The sequence below is a fragment of the Micromonospora sp. NPDC005215 genome (assembly GCF_040607915.1).
Classification (GTDB): Bacteria; Actinomycetota; Actinomycetes; order Mycobacteriales; family Micromonosporaceae; genus Micromonospora.
The window spans coordinates 1-14,005 of the sequence record NZ_JBEXHQ010000026.1; the positions used below are offsets into that span (position 1 = coordinate 1).

General features: G+C 71.9%; 17 protein-coding genes. 8 read left to right on the forward strand and 9 right to left on the reverse strand.

Annotated features, from left to right (window positions below; genetic code table 11):
• Window positions 1-111 precede the first annotated feature (111 nt).
• The 4 genes from dusB to ABZU25_RS19835 all read right to left on the reverse strand — a co-directional run bounded on the left by dusB (window position 112) and on the right by ABZU25_RS19835 (window position 3,688).
• On the reverse strand, window positions 112-1,269 hold the full coding sequence (dusB, locus tag ABZU25_RS19820) for a tRNA dihydrouridine synthase DusB (protein ID WP_355030917.1): 1,158 nt from the start codon (window positions 1,267-1,269) through the stop codon (window positions 112-114).
• Window positions 1,270-1,348: 79 nt separating this feature from the next.
• Window positions 1,349-2,728, reverse strand: a complete 1,380-nt coding sequence (locus ABZU25_RS19825) for a glycine--tRNA ligase (RefSeq protein WP_355030818.1) — start codon at window positions 2,726-2,728, stop codon at window positions 1,349-1,351.
• Window positions 2,729-2,842: 114 nt separating this feature from the next.
• Window positions 2,843-3,322 carry a hypothetical protein gene (locus tag ABZU25_RS19830; RefSeq protein WP_355030819.1) on the reverse strand — a complete coding sequence of 160 codons (480 nt, stop codon included), beginning with the start codon at window positions 3,320-3,322 and terminating at the stop codon, window positions 2,843-2,845.
• Window positions 3,323-3,346: 24 nt separating this feature from the next.
• Window positions 3,347-3,688 carry an antibiotic biosynthesis monooxygenase gene (locus tag ABZU25_RS19835; protein WP_355030820.1) on the reverse strand — a complete coding sequence of 114 codons (342 nt, stop codon included), beginning with the start codon at window positions 3,686-3,688 and terminating at the stop codon, window positions 3,347-3,349.
• A 29-nt stretch (window positions 3,689-3,717) separates the two neighbouring features.
• On the opposite strand from ABZU25_RS19835, the gene ABZU25_RS19840 reads away from it, so the two are divergent.
• The 8 genes from ABZU25_RS19840 (at window position 3,718) to ABZU25_RS19875 (ending at window position 8,419) form a co-directional block, all read left to right on the forward strand.
• Window positions 3,718-3,975, forward strand: a complete 258-nt coding sequence (locus ABZU25_RS19840; RefSeq protein ID WP_347659603.1) for a hypothetical protein — start codon at window positions 3,718-3,720, stop codon at window positions 3,973-3,975.
• A 54-nt stretch (window positions 3,976-4,029) separates the two neighbouring features.
• Window positions 4,030-4,971: a metal ABC transporter substrate-binding protein gene (locus ABZU25_RS19845; RefSeq protein WP_355030821.1), complete on the forward strand. Its 942-nt coding sequence runs from the start codon at window positions 4,030-4,032 to the stop codon at window positions 4,969-4,971.
• Window positions 4,968-5,729 carry a metal ABC transporter ATP-binding protein gene (locus tag ABZU25_RS19850; protein WP_355030822.1) on the forward strand — a complete coding sequence of 254 codons (762 nt, stop codon included), beginning with the start codon at window positions 4,968-4,970 and terminating at the stop codon, window positions 5,727-5,729. The genes ABZU25_RS19845 and ABZU25_RS19850 overlap by 4 nt, the downstream gene beginning before the upstream one ends.
• A 3-nt stretch (window positions 5,730-5,732) precedes the next feature.
• Window positions 5,733-6,605 (forward strand): metal ABC transporter permease, encoded by an 873-nt coding sequence (locus ABZU25_RS19855; protein WP_355030823.1) that lies wholly within the window; start codon window positions 5,733-5,735, stop codon window positions 6,603-6,605.
• Window positions 6,606-6,642: 37 nt separating this feature from the next.
• A complete protein-coding gene (locus tag ABZU25_RS19860; RefSeq protein ID WP_355030824.1) occupies window positions 6,643-6,942 on the forward strand; it encodes a metalloregulator ArsR/SmtB family transcription factor in 300 nt (99 codons plus the stop codon).
• The gene (locus ABZU25_RS19865; RefSeq protein ID WP_355030825.1) at window positions 6,939-7,337 is read left to right on the forward strand and encodes a Fur family transcriptional regulator; all 399 of its coding nucleotides are present in this window, start codon (window positions 6,939-6,941) and stop codon (window positions 7,335-7,337) included. Before ABZU25_RS19860 ends, ABZU25_RS19865 begins: the two co-directional genes overlap by 4 nt.
• A gap of 129 nt (window positions 7,338-7,466) precedes the next feature.
• Window positions 7,467-8,075, forward strand: a complete 609-nt coding sequence (locus ABZU25_RS19870) for a hypothetical protein (RefSeq protein ID WP_355030826.1) — start codon at window positions 7,467-7,469, stop codon at window positions 8,073-8,075.
• Window positions 8,076-8,251: 176 nt separating this feature from the next.
• A complete protein-coding gene (locus tag ABZU25_RS19875; RefSeq protein WP_355030827.1) occupies window positions 8,252-8,419 on the forward strand; it encodes a hypothetical protein in 168 nt (55 codons plus the stop codon).
• A 260-nt stretch (window positions 8,420-8,679) separates the two neighbouring features.
• Here ABZU25_RS19875 and ABZU25_RS19880 read toward each other — a convergent pair whose 3' ends face one another.
• The 5 genes from ABZU25_RS19880 to ABZU25_RS19900 form a co-directional block, all read right to left on the reverse strand.
• On the reverse strand, window positions 8,680-10,686 hold the full coding sequence (locus tag ABZU25_RS19880; protein ID WP_355030828.1) for an acyl-CoA dehydrogenase family protein: 2,007 nt from the start codon (window positions 10,684-10,686) through the stop codon (window positions 8,680-8,682).
• Between the two features lie 103 nt (window positions 10,687-10,789).
• Complete coding sequence (locus ABZU25_RS19885; protein ID WP_355030829.1) at window positions 10,790-11,293, reverse strand: DUF6328 family protein; 504 nt, start codon at window positions 11,291-11,293, stop codon at window positions 10,790-10,792.
• A 205-nt stretch (window positions 11,294-11,498) separates the two neighbouring features.
• Entirely contained in the window at window positions 11,499-12,248 is a 750-nt protein-coding gene (locus ABZU25_RS19890) for an SIS domain-containing protein (RefSeq protein ID WP_355030830.1), read from the reverse strand.
• Window positions 12,245-13,051, reverse strand: coding sequence for an AAC(3) family N-acetyltransferase (locus tag ABZU25_RS19895; protein ID WP_355030831.1), 807 nt, complete (start codon window positions 13,049-13,051; stop codon window positions 12,245-12,247). Before ABZU25_RS19895 ends, ABZU25_RS19890 begins: the two co-directional genes overlap by 4 nt.
• Before the next feature lie 29 nt (window positions 13,052-13,080).
• Window positions 13,081-13,911: an alpha/beta fold hydrolase gene (locus ABZU25_RS19900; protein ID WP_355030832.1), complete on the reverse strand. Its 831-nt coding sequence runs from the start codon at window positions 13,909-13,911 to the stop codon at window positions 13,081-13,083.
• Window positions 13,912-14,005: the final 94 nt, after the last annotated feature.

The following is a 14,005-nucleotide window of genomic DNA, read 5'->3' on the forward strand; positions in this document are numbered from 1 at the left end:
CAGCCAGCCCGGGGCCCAGCCAGCCCGGGGCCCAGCCAGCCCGGGGCCCAGCCAGCCCGGGGCCCAGCCAGCCCGGGGCCCAGCCAGCCCGGGGCCCAGCCAGCCCGGGGCTCAGCCGCCGGAGTCGTCCATTTCGGCGCCCTCGGGGACGGCGTCGTCGTCCCGGCTGGCCAGCCAACCATCCGGCAGGAAGACCTTGCCCGGCGAGTTGGTGCGCCCACGGGGCTGACCCAGGGCGGTCAGCGGGAACGGCTCGGTCGGGTCGAGCTTGCCGAGCAGGTCGTCGAGTTGAGCCAGGCTTTCGATCATCGCCAGCGAGCGGCGCAGTTCGCCGCCGACCGGGAAGCCCTTGAGGTACCAGGCGACGTGCTTGCGGAAATCGGCGCAGCCGTCCCGTTCGCCCCGGGCCGGGTTGCGGGCGGCGGCCACGAACTGGTCGACAAGCAGCTCGGCGTGCCGACGCATGGTCAACGCCACCTCGCCGAGGGTGGGCAGTCGCCGCTCCGACCGGCCGTTGAAGGCGGCTTCCAGGTCGGCGAAGAGCCATGGGCGACCCAGGCAGCCACGCCCGACGACCACGCCGTCGACCCCGGTGTGCGCGACCATCCGCAGCGCGTCGTCGGCCTCCCAGATGTCACCGTTGCCGAGCACCGGCACGTCGAGGGCCTGCTTCAGGGTGGCGATCGCGTCCCAGTCGGCGGTGCCCGAGTAGCGCTGCGCAGCCGTCCGCCCGTGCAGGGCCACCGCGGCCACGCCGGCCTCCTGGGCGGCGAGCCCGGCTTCGACGTACGTCAGGTGGTCATCGTCGATGCCCTTGCGCATCTTGACCGTGACCGGCACCCCGGCCGGCGCCGCGGCGTCCACCGCGGCCCGCACCAGCCGGGCGAAGAGCCGGCGCCGCCACGGCAGCGCCGCGCCGCCACCACGCCGGGTGACCTTGGGTACGGGGCAACCGAAGTTGAGGTCGATGTGGTCGGCCAGGTCGCGTTCCACGATGATCCGGACGGCGGCGGCGGTGATCTCCGGATCGGTGCCGTAGAGCTGGAGGCTGCGCGGCTTCTCGTCGTCGCCGAACGCGATCATGTGCAGTGTCTTCGGGTTCCGCTCGACCAGCGCCCGGGTGGTGATCATCTCGCAGACGTAGATGCCGCCGCCCTGCTCCCGGCAGAGCCGGCGGAAGCCGACGTTGGTGATCCCGGCCATCGGCGCGAGCACCACCGGCGGCCACACCTGGTGCGGCCCGAGAGTCAACGGGCGCAGCGCGGGCATGGTCGAGGCAGGCACCGGACAAGTGTACGGGGCCCCGACCGGCGCTCGTCGCGTCGGGCGAGGCCCCGTGCGCAGCGTCTCAGCAGCCGGGGAGGCGCTCGATCAGGTAGCGCTCGACCTGGTCCAGGGAGACCCGCTCCTGGGCCATGGTGTCCCGGTTGCGTACCGTCACGGCGTTGTCGTCAAGCGTGTCGAAGTCGACGGTCACGCAGAACGGGGTGCCGATCTCGTCCTGCCGGCGGTAGCGGCGGCCGATCGCCTGCGAGTCGTCGAACTCCACCACCCAGCGCTTGCGCAGCAGCGTGGCGAGGTCCTTCGCCTTGGGCGACAACGCCTCGTTGCGCGACAACGGCAGCACCGCCACCTTGACCGGCGCCAACCGAGGGTCGAACCGCATCACCGTGCGCTTGTCCACGCCACCCTTGGTGTTCGGCGCCTCGTCCTCGTCGTACGCCTCCAGCAGGAAGGCGAGCACCGCGCGGGTCAGACCGGCGGCGGGCTCGATGACGTACGGCATCCAGCGCTCACTCTTGGTCTGGTCGAAGTACGACAGGTCGACGCCGGAGTGCTTGCTGTGCGTGGAGAGGTCGAAGTCGGTGCGGTTGGCCACACCCTCCAGCTCGGCGAACTCGGTGCCGCCGAACTGGAAGCGGTACTCGATGTCCACCGTCCGCTTCGAGTAGTGCGAGAGCTTCTCGGCGGGGTGCTCGAAGAGGCGCAGGTTGTCCGCCGAAAGGCCGAGGTCGATGTACCAGTTCCAGCGCTCCTGGAGCCAGTACTCGTGCCACTGCTCGTCGGTGCCCGGCTCGACGAAGAACTCCATCTCCATCTGCTCGAACTCGCGGGTCCGGAAGATGAAGTTGCCCGGGGTGATCTCGTTGCGGAACGACTTGCCGGTCTGGGCGATGCCGAACGGCGGCTTCTTCCGGGCGACCGTCTCCACGTTCTTGTAGTTGACGAAGATGCCCTGCGCGGTCTCCGGGCGCAGGTAGTGCAGCCCCTCGTCGCTCTCCACCGGGCCCAGGTAGGTCTTCATCAGGCCGTTGAACATCTTCGGCTCGGTGAAGGTGCCCTTGTTGCCGCAGTTGGGGCAGTTCAGCTCGGCGAGTGAGGTCAGCGGCTTGCCGTGCTTCTCGGCGTACGCCTCCTCCAGGTGGTCCGCCCGGAACCGCTTGTGGCAGAACTGGCACTCGGTGAGCGGGTCGACGAACTCGGCGATGTGGCCGGACGCCTCCCACACCTTGCGGGACAGGATCACGGCGGAGTCGAGGCCGACCACGTCGTCACGCTGCTGGACCATGGTCTTCCACCACTGCCGGCGGACGTTCTCCTTGAGCTCCACACCGAGCGGGCCGTAGTCCCACGCCGATCGGGTGCCTCCGTAGATTTCACTGGAGGGGAAGACGAAGCCTCGACGCTTGGCGAGGCTGACGACGGCGTCGATACGGTCGGCTGGCATGTTTCCTCCTACGCCGGCTGGCGGTCGGCGGGGGCGAGATGTGGATGGATCGGTCGGTTCGGGACAACGGTACGACCACCGTCGCCCTGAGCCCAGCAGAATACCGGGGGCGGGTCAGCTGACCCCGCAGACCTCCACGCCGCCGGTCTGCCCGTCCCGGCCCAGACTGACCTGCTGCTGTTCCCGGTCGCCGCCGTCGAGGGTCACGTCGACCGGCACTGTCAGGTTGACGCTGTCCACCTCACCCACCCGAAAGGTTGCCACCTGGGGCTCGGCGGCGGCACGCCGTTCGAACTCGGGCCGGGACTCGCGCCGCTGCGCGTCGTCGCAGAGCTGCTCGTACGCCCGCCCGTAGTTCCGCTCGACAAGCGCCTGGTAGTAGTCGCCGGTCACGGTGCGGGCCTGTTCCCGGATCGCCTGCACGCCGGTGACGGCCAGGCCGATGACGGCACTGCCGCCCCCGCCACAGCAGAGCACCACGGCGAGCGCGCCGATGCCGAGGCCGATCCAGAGCCGAGTCCGGCGACCCTCGGTGGGCGGCGCGGCGAACGGCGGAGCCACCCCGGGACCGGGTGGCGGGGCGGGTGCGGTCATAGGAGCAGCGTAGTGTCCGGCGGCTCAGCGGTAAGGACCCGCAGCCCGATCACTCTCGGCGACGACCACTGCTCCGCCGGGGGCCGCGGTGGCCAGCGCCTCGTACGCGGAGGGTTCGTCGACCGACTCGGCGAGCAGCGGCACGGCGCTGACCTTGACCTCGAAGGCGCCCAGTGCCCGCCGGTAGGTGCCGACCGACTCCCATTCGGTGACCAGCGACCAGCACCGGGGGTCGTCGAGCGCCCGGACCAGTTGACCGCGCAGGTAGCCGGGGCAGGCGGCCAGTGCGGTGAGGGCGGCGTGCGCCCGTTCGGTGAAGTCGTCGGCGACATCGACGTCGACCACGAACCGGTTGGTCACCAGCAACGGGTGTCCCTCCTCGTAGAGTCTGTGGAATGCAGCGTACGCAGCGCCCTCTGTTGGCCCGGTTGGCCGGGGCCAACCCGACGTCGGTGTTCCTGCTCACCCTGGTGGTGGTGCTTGTGGCGTTCTTCACGCCGGGGGTGATCGGCGGGCTGCTGACGCTCGCGCTCGCCGCCGTCCTGATCGCCCTGTTGGCGACGACCTGGGCGGTTCAGGCGCCGCAGACCCGGCTGATTCGACTGGTGATGCTCACCCTGCTGGTGACGGTGGGCCTCGCCAAGCTGCTCTGACATGCAATCATGCGTTTTTGACAATCATTATCGTTGCCACGGACAGTTGAAAACATGAGTAACCGCACCACGTCCCGTGTCCTGGCCGCCGCGACCGCCCTGCTCGCCCTGGGTGCCGCGGCCGGCTGCTCCACCAGCGCCGGCGGCGCCGACCCCCAACGGGTCGACGTGGTGGCCGCGTTCTATCCCCTGCAGTTCCTGGCCGAACGCATTGGCGGCGACGCGGTCCGGGTGACCAACCTTGCCAAGCCCGGCGCCGAACCGCACGACCTGGAACTCAACCCGAGCCAGGTCGGCCAGGTCAGCGAGGCCGAGCTGATCGTCTACCTCAAGGGGTTCCAGCCGGCCGTGGACGACGCCGTCGCGCAGAACGGCGGCGACCGGGCGTTCGACGTGACGAGCGTGCAGCCACTGTTGGACGCGACCGCCGGCGGGCACAACCACGAGGGCGAGGAGGAGCACGCCGAGGAGGGCGCCGCCAAGGACCCGCACGTCTGGCTCGACCCGACCCGGTTGGCCGGCATCGGTGACCAGCTCGCCCAGCGGCTCGGCAAGGCCGACGCGAAGCACGCCGCCGACTACAACGCCCGGGCGGCGGCGCTGCGCGCCGACCTGACGGCCCTGGACGGCGAGTTCAAGAACGGTCTGGCGACCTGCCAGCGGCGGGAGATCGTGACCAGCCACGCCGCGTTCGGCTACCTCGCCGACCGGTACCAGCTCGACCAGGTCGGCATCACCGGGCTGAGCCCCGACGTCGAGCCCTCGCCGCAGCGCCTCGCGCACGCGATCGAGGAGGCGAAGGAACACCACGCCACCACGATCTTCTTCGAGACCCTGGTCAGCCCGAAGGTCGCCGAGACCATCGCCGGTCAGGTCGGCGCGAAGACCGCCGTGCTCGACCCGATCGAAGGGCTCGCCGCCGGCAGCGACGGGGACTACCTTTCGGTCATGCGCACCAACCTGCGGACCCTGCAGACGGCCCTGAGCTGCTCGTGACCACACCTGTCATCTCCGTCGAGCACGGGGTGGTCGGCTACGACGGCCGCCCCGTGCTCCGGGACATCTCACTCACCGTCACCGCCGGTGAGGTGGTCGCCGTGCTCGGGGCCAACGGCTCCGGCAAGTCCACCCTGATCCGCGCCGTGCTCGGGCTGGTGCCGATCAGCGCCGGCTCGGTCACCCTCTTCGACCGGCCGTTGCGCCGGTTCCGGCAGTGGGCGCGCATCGGGTACGTCCCGCAGCGCCTGGGCGCCGGCGGTGGCGTACCGGCCACCGTCCGCGAGGTGGTGGCCTCCGGCCGGCTGGCCCGTCGAGGGGTGCTGCGTCCGCCGGGTCGGGCCGACCGGGCCGCCGTCGACGCCGCGCTGCTCGCCGTCGGGCTCGCCGACCGGGCCGGCGACCCGGTCTCCACCCTCTCCGGCGGCCAGCAGCAGCGCACCCTGATCGCCCGCGCCCTGGCCGGCCAGCCGGAGCTGCTGGTCCTCGACGAGCCCACCGCCGGGGTGGACGCGGCCAGCCAGGAGGCGTTCGCCGACGCGCTGCGCGACTTCGTCGCCGACGGCGGGACGGTGCTGCTGGTCGCCCACGAACTGGGCCCACTGCGACCGGTGATCAGCCGGGCGGTCGTCGTCCACGAGGGTCGCATCGCCCACGACGGCGCGGTGCCGGACCCGGCCGGGCACCACGCGGAGCCCGACCACGACCACGTGCACCCGCACTGCTACGACGAGCCCGCCGGGCTGTGGAGCAACTGACACATGGAACTCTTCCAGTACCCCTACATGCAGCGTGCCCTGATCGGCGCGCTGGTGATCGGCCTGGCCGCGCCGGCGCTCGGCATCTACCTGGTGCAGCGCCGGCTGGCGTTGATCGGCGACGGTGTCGGGCACGTCGCGCTGACCGGCGTCGGGGCCGGGCTGCTGCTCAACCGCTCGCCGGTGCTGGTCGCGGTGATCGCCGCCACCATCGGCGCGATCGCCATCGAGATCGTGCGCGCCCGTGGGCGTACCTCCGGTGACCTGGCTCTGGCTCTGCTCTTCTACGGCGGCATCGCGGGCGGCGTGCTGCTGGTCGGCCTCTCCAACGCGACAAGCGCGAACCTCAACGCCTACCTGTTCGGGTCGCTGACCACCATCTCGCCCAACGACCTGATCACCATCGCGGTGCTCGGCGCGGCGATCCTGGTCACGATGATCGCGTTGCGCCCGGCGCTCTTCGCGGTCAGCCACGACGAGGAGTACGCCCGGGTGTCCGGCCTGCCGGTACGCACGCTGAACCTGCTGATCGCGGTCTCCACCGCCGTCACCGTGACCATCGCGATGCGGGCCGTCGGAGTGCTGCTGATCAGCGCGCTGATGGTGGTGCCGGTCGCCACCGCCCAGCAGGTCACCCGGGGTTTCCGCAGCACCATGACGGCCGCGATGGCACTCGGGCTCTTCGCCGCCGGCTCCGGTGTCTGGGTGGCGGCCACGGCGAACACCGCGCCGGGCGCCTCGGTGGTGCTGGTGGCGATCGCGTCGTTCCTGGTGGTCGCCGTCGCCGGTGGGGTCTGGCGGGCCCTGCGCCGGCGGTCGACGCCGGCCGCCGCGCCGGCGGCGGAACCGCACGAGGTCGTGCTGGGCCGATCCTGAACGGGGAGATGACGGTGGTGTTGGTTACCGTTGCAGGATGACCAGCGCGACGGGCTATGAGGGGTTCGACGGGGCCAGCGAGTTGCTCCGCGCCCTGTCGGCGCCCATCCGGTTGGCCATTGTCAGCGAACTGGCCAGCGGTGAGCGGTGCGTGCACGAGCTGGTGGACAAACTCGGTGCCGCGCAACCACTGGTCTCCCAGCATCTGCGGGTGCTGCGCGGCGCGGGTGTGGTGCGGGGTTCCCGCCGAGGTCGGGAGATCGCCTACAGCCTGGTCGACGAGCACGTCGCGCACATCGTGGCGGACGCGGTCAGCCACGCCGGGGAGGGATCATGAGCGAGAACGGCGCCGCGGTGCGCAACACCCGGCAGCGTTCGGCGGTGAGCGCGCTGCTGGCCGAGATGGAAGGCTTCCACAGCGCCCAGGACCTGCACGCGATGCTGCGGCAGCGCGGCGAGCGGGTCGGCCTGACCACCGTCTACCGCACCCTGCAAGGGCTGGCCGACGCGGGCGAGATCGACGTGATGCGACCACCGGGCGGCGAGCACCTCTACCGCCGGTGCAGCGAGGGGCACCATCACCACCTGGTCTGCCGGGTCTGCGGAAGCACCGTGGAGGTGGCCGGGCCCGCGGTGGAGAGCTGGGCCGACCGGGTCGCCGCGCAGCACGGCTATGCCGACGTCAGCCACACCCTGGAAATCTTCGGCACCTGCCCCGCCTGCGCCCACTGACCGCCGCTCCTCACGGCAGGCCGTGGCCCTGAGGTTGCCGCCTCACCCCGACCGGAAGGGCGCGTCGAGAGTTCCGGCGGCTAAATTCGACCGTGTCGGGACCGCTCGGTTCGTGACACGCTGTCCGGCGTGAAAATCTATGCCGATCGGTTTCCGACCGCCGCCCGTCAGTTGCTCACCGACCTGCTCGTCGTCGCCTGGGTGTACGTGGCGATCCGCGGCGCGCTGTGGCTGCACGACCTCGTGCAGAAGCTCGCCGTACCGGGGCAGAAGTTGGAGGGTGCCGGCAGCGGCCTCGCCGACAACCTCGCCGACGCCGGCGGAAAGGTTCGCCGGGTGCCGCTGGTCGGCGACGAGCTGACCGCGCCCTTCCAGCGGGCCGCGGACGCTGCCCGGGGGCTCGCCGACGCCGGCCGCGACCAGCAGCACCTCGTCGACCAACTCGCCCTCGCCCTCACCATCGCGGTGCTCATCTTCCCGCTCGGCCTGGTGCTGTTCGGTTGGCTACCGCTGCGGCTGCGCTGGATGCGCCGGGCCGGGTCGGCCGCGAAGCTGGCCGCCGGGCCGGCCGGCCGGGACCTGCTCGCCCTGCGCGCGTTGGCCACCCAGCCGCTGGGCCGGCTGACCCGGATCGGTCCGGACGTGGCCGAGGCGTGGCGGCGCGGCGACGACGCGACAGTCGACGCGCTGGCCGCGCTGGAGCTGCGCCACCTCGGCCTGCGCGGCCGGGACCGCTGACGCCCCTCGACCACTCGACCACGGGTGCCGGCAACCACCGCTCGTGCCGTGATCAAGTGATGAGAAGTAGGTCCTCGTGCCTCCTCTGACCTACTTTCCATCTCCTGATCAACGCAACGGCGGTCCGACCACCGCGCCACGTCGGTCCGCGCGGCCGGGACCGTTAAGGTCTTCGGGTGTTCTACTTCCTGGTCGTCATCGCCGTCCTGCTGCTCGGCTACGCCGCCGTCCTGGTCTCCTTCGTCCGCCGGGGCAAGAAGATCCCACCCACGGCGTACCTGGGTCTGGCGGTGCTCAACGGCCTGATCCTGGCGGCCGTGCTGGCCTTCGCGGTCGCCCGCTGACCTGCGCCATCACCGCCGCGGCCGGCCCGGCCAGGAGTAGCCGGGCGGCGCGGTCACGGCGAGTAGCACCGAGCGGCGCGGCCTCGGCACATGACGCGGGCGGCCTGGTCACGGCACATGACGCCGGGCGGCACGGCCACGGTTAGGCATGACGCCGGGCGGACTGGTCACGGCCCGGCATGACGCCGGGCGGCCTGGCCACGGCCCGGCATGACGCCGGGCGGACTGGTCACGGCCAGGCATGACGCCGGGCGGCCTGGTCACGGCTTTGGCGGGATGCGGCGGCGGACGTCCTCGGCGGTGGACGGGCCGGGCGACCAGCCGGCCACCCAGGGCAGCTCGTCGGATGGGGTGATCACGCCCTCCTCCAGGCCCACGTAACGGCCGGCGAGGATCCGCTTCGCGGCGGCGGTGTCGACCGAGTCGGTGTTGTCCCAGAGGGCCGAGAACAGGGCATCCACCCGCACCCGCGCCTGCCGGCAGAACAGGTCGGCCAGCTCGACATTTTCCGGGCGGCTGTCCCGCTCGGACTGCGCCCGGACGCAGACCGCGGACATCGCGAACAACTCGGCGCCGATGTCCACCACGCGCCCGAGGAACGCCTGCTTACGCTCCATCTTTCCCTGCCACCGGGACATCGCGTAGAACGTCGACCGGGCCAGCTTGCGCGACGACCGCTCCACCTGCCGCAGGTGCGCGGCGAGCGGCCCGAACTCGGCGTACGCCGATGGGCTCTGCCCCCGGCCCACGGCCAACGTGGGCAGCCACCTGGCGTAGAAGGCACCGGCTCGGGCGCCGGCGCGCGCCTTGCGGCCCAGCCCCGCGTCCGGGTCGATGATGTCGCCGGCCACCGACAGGTGGGCGTCGACCGCCTCCCGCGCGATCAGCAGGTGCATGATCTCGGTGGAACCCTCGAAGATCCGGTTGATCCGCAGGTCGCGCAGCATCTGTTCGACGGCGGCCGGACGTTCGCCGCGGGCGGCCAGCGAGTCGGCCGTCTCGTAGCCGCGCCCGCCCCGGATCTGCACCAGTTCGTCGGCGATCTTCCAGGCCATCTCGCTGGCGTACAGCTTGACCAGCGCGGCCTCGATCCGGATGTCGTTGCGGTCGTCGTCGGCGAGCAGGCAACACAGGTCGAGCATGGTCTCCATGCCGTACGTGGTGGCGGCGATGAAGGAGAGCTTCTGCGCGACCGCCTCGTGCTCACCCACCGGCCGGCCCCACTGGACCCGGTCGGCGGCCCAGCCCCGGGCCACGTTCAGCGCCCACTTGCCGGCGCCCACGCACATCGCCGGGAGTGACAGGCGGCCGGTGTTCAGCGTGGTCAGGGCGATCTTCAGCCCCTTGCCCTCGCCGCCGATGACGTTCTCGGCGGGCACGAACACGTCGTGGAACCGGGTGAGGCTGTTTTCCAGGCCACGCAGGCCGATGAACTCGTTGCGCCGCTCGACGGTGATGCCGGCGCTGTCGCCGTCCACCACGAACGCGGTGATCCCACCCCGCCGCCCCTCGGTGGCCGGCACCCGGGCCATCACCACCAGCAGGGTGGCCACGATGCCGTTGGTGGCCCAGAGCTTCACCCCGTTGAGCCGGTAGCCGGTGCCGTCCTCGGTCGGCTCGGCGACGGTGGCCAGCCGGGCCGGGTCGGAGCCGACGTCCGGTTCGGTGAGCAGGAACGCGGACACCTCGCCGGCGGCGAGCCGGGGCAGGAAGCGCTGTTTCTGCTCGGCGGTGCCGAACATCTTCAGTGGCTGTGGCACCCCGATCGACTGGTGCGCGGAGAGCAGCGCGCCGATGGCCGGGCTGACCGAGCCGACCAGCATCAGCGCCCGGCAGTAGTGCAGGTTGCTCAGCCCGAGCCCGCCGTACTTCCGGTCGATCTTCATGCCGAACGCGCCGAGGTCGGCCAGGCCGTGGAACACCGAGTCCGGAATGGACGCGTCGCGTTCGATGGCCGCCCCGTCCACCTCGGAGGTGAGGAAGGCGCGGAACCGGCAGAGGAACTCCTCGGCGCGGGCCACGTCGTCCGGATCGGACTGGGGCCAGGGGTCGATCAGGTCGAGCCGGAAGCGGCCGAGGAACAACTCCTTGCCGAAGCTGGGCCGGTCCCAGGAGGACTCGCGAGCGGCCTCGGCGACCCGCCGGGCCTCCTTCTCGGAGACCTGCCCGGCCTCGGCCCGCAGCGGTGCGGCGGCCCCGGCGGTCTGCGCTGTGGTTTCGGAATCCGGGCCGTCCGGTGCTGGTCGGTCGTCCTTTGTCGTGGTCACGGCTGCCCCCTCGAACCTCGGTGCGGCTGCTCGACGTGTGCGACTACCGTCACGTTACCCCCGGGTGTTACCCAGGGGTAGCACTCGTGGAGGTCTGCCTCGGTCAGCGGTCGGCGACCTCGTCCGGGTCGTCGTCCTCGTCGTCGATGTCGTCCTCACCCCAGTTGCGGCGGGCGAACGGCAGGGCCGCCCAGAATGTGACGAACCAGAGCCCGGTCAGCGCGCTGAGCACGAAGGCGATCGGCCGGTCCAGCACGAAGTCGGTGATCAGCAGCACCGCGCTGACCATCGCGATCAGCATGAAGGCGAGACCACCGGTGGCCATCCGGTGTGCGTAGCGCACCAGCTCCGGCTTGCGCCCCTGCCGGAACAACGCCCGGTGGAACGCCACCGGTGAAATGATCATCGCGGTGGCGGCGGCCGCCGCGAGCAGCGCGACGATGTAGACGTCGCGTTGGAACTCGCTGGTTTGGGTGAACCCGTTGCTGAACGGCAGGGTGAGCAGGAAGGCGAAGAGGATCTGCACGCCCGTCTGTGCGACCCGCAACTCCTGCAACAGGTCGGCGAAATTACGCTGCCAACGCTGCTTCTCGGTCTCCTTGGACACGCGCTACCTCCGGTGCGACGCTACTGCCGGCGGTCCCGGCCGCCGGCAGCAACGCCAATGCCCCACCCGGCTGAGCGCGAAACGGCTTCACGACATTCGCTGTTCATCACCGGTTCACACGTCGCCGGCCACGCGAACCGCTGCCGGACGACCGGCAACGCCTGTCGGCTGCGGAGTCGCGGCGACCGCTCGCCCCGCGACGGCCTCAGGACCCGCGTCGGATCCGACCGGCGTACCGGGCCTCCAGCTCCGTGTTGTGCGCGTCGCCGTCGGGGATGTTCGCCGACAGGTAGACCGGCGGCCGCTCTCCCGCCGCCAGCAGCCGGGCCACCACCTCCACCGTCACCTGCTGGGCCAGCAGCGCCGCGGTGATCGAGGAGACCGCGCCGACCGCGCCGCCGCCGGGCAGCGGCAGCGTCGCGTCACCGTACGGCGCGCCGTTGTCGAGCACGACGTCGGCGAGGTCGGCCAGCTTGCGCCCGGACGGGTGGCGGGAGGTCATCCGGCCCGAGTGCTGCGCGGAGGTGATCGCCACCAGGGCGTGGCCGCGTTCCTTGACCAGCGTGGCGAACTCCACCATCGCGCCGTTGACCCCGGAGTTCGAGGCCAGCACGAAGACGTCGGTGGGCCGCACCGGCGCCAACTCGTAGAGCCGGTGCGCGACCGCCGGGTCCCGCTCCAGCAGCGGGCCGAGCCGCTCGGCCGGTTCGCCGCCGAGCAGCACCAGGTCACGCAGCGCGATCCGGTTGGTCGGCACCAGACCCCCCGCCCGGCCGGCGATCTCCATGGCGAGAGCCTCGGAGTGCCCGGTGCCGAACGCGTGCACCACCCCGTCGGCGCGGACGGCGTCGGCGATCAGGTCGGCGGCCCGTCCCACCGCCTCCCGCTGGCTGGCGGCCACCCGGCCGATCGTCTCGGTCACCACGGCCAGATATGCCTCGGCACTCACCGTCATGCGTCCTCCGTCGTCCGGTTCCGGTCCAGCCAGCGCGTCGCGAAGTCGACCGCCGCCCGCTGGCGCATCAACCTGCCGGTCCCGGTGCCGACCGGTCCGGTGCGAACCGCCCCGGTGGCCTCCAGGTCCGTACCCAGCGCGGTGAAGTCGTCCGCGTCGAGCCGTACGTCCTGCCACCACACCCACTCCCGACCACCGTCGCCGGTCCGCACCGCGGCGCCGACCCGCTCGCGGGGCGAACCCGGGCAGCGGTACTCGGCCAGGTGCAGCGAGGTACTCACGGAGTGGTCCACGCCGAGCAGCAGGACGTCGGCGTCCAGGTCGTAGAGCCGGGCCAACGGGGAGCCCGCACCGAGCATGTCGGCCAGGGTGTGCCCGGCCACCACCTGCTCGGCGGCCGGGCCGAGCGCGGCGAACGACACGTGCGGATGCGAGCTGCGCAGGGCGCCGGGCCAGCCGCGAACCGTCTCGGCGACCGCGCCCATGTGCCGGCTCGGGGTCACCGCCGGGTCGAAGCCCGGCATCTCTGCGCGGATCAGCGGCCACCAGTCCACCGGCACCGGCGGATTGCGCCACTGCGCGGGGTCGCTGTTGTCGGGCGTGTGGGTGGGCACCACGATGGTGCCGTCCGGGCCGAGAGCGTCGCGCAACGCGAGCACCACCGCGTGCGACCCGCCGGAGACGAATCCCAGGGTACGCAGCGAGGCGTGCACCAGCAGCGTCCCGCCGGGGCGTACGCCCAGCAGGCGCAGCTGCGCGGCGAGCGAGCGTCGAGTGCCCGGCCCGCTGGTGTTCGTCGTCACGGTGCCCCTTCCTGACCGACCCGCACGGCTCAGGTCGTCCCGCCGGCCCGAGCCAGGATCGCCTCGGCGAGCGGGCCCGGCGCCGTGTCCGGAATCCAGTGACTCACACCGGGCAACCGCACGAAGTGGTACGCCCCCGTGACGTTCGCCGCGCACGCCTCGGCGGCGGTCCGGCCGATGGCGACGTCCCGGTCACTCCAGACGTAGGTGGTGGGCACCGCGACCGGGCCGACGCCGGCCAGGTCGGCGCGGGACATCGCCCGGTACCAGTTCAGCGCGGCGGTGAGCACCCCCGGCTCGCGCATCGGGGCCGCGTAGCGGTCCACCCGGGGCCCGTCGCCCACCCCGCCGAGCAGCCTGCGCAGCGCTGTCGCGTGCCACGCCAGCAGCACCTTCTCCGCCGTACCGGGCTTACGGAACACTGTGATGTACGACGAGCGGGCCTTCTGCTGGCCGTCGTTGGTCAGGGCGTACGCCATGGCTGCCGGATGCGGCACGGACACCGCGGTCAGCGTGCGGACCCGGTCGGGGTGCCCGGCGGCGACCGCCCAGGCCACTATCGCGCCCCAGTCGTGGCCGACCAGGTGGACGGCGTCCAGCCCCAGGGCGTCGAGGACCGCCACCACGTCGGCGACCAGTTCGGGGATCCGGTAGTCGGCCACCGCCGTCGGCCGGGCGCCGGGCGAGTACCCGCGCTGGTCCAGCGCGTACGTGCGCAGCCCGGCCGCGTGCAGCGCGGGCACCACGTCGTCCCATTCGCCGCTGTGCTGCGGGAAGCCGTGCAGCAGCAGGACGGGTACGCCGTCCGACGGACCGCCGGCGGTTACCTCGAACGTGAGACCTCGCGCGTCGACCCGCATGATCGTCAGCCTACCCAGTCGGCGTACGGCTGGCTGAACGCCAAGTCGGGCAGACGCCCTGCTGGGCTGGCACCCCTGGTCGGTGTTAGCGTCG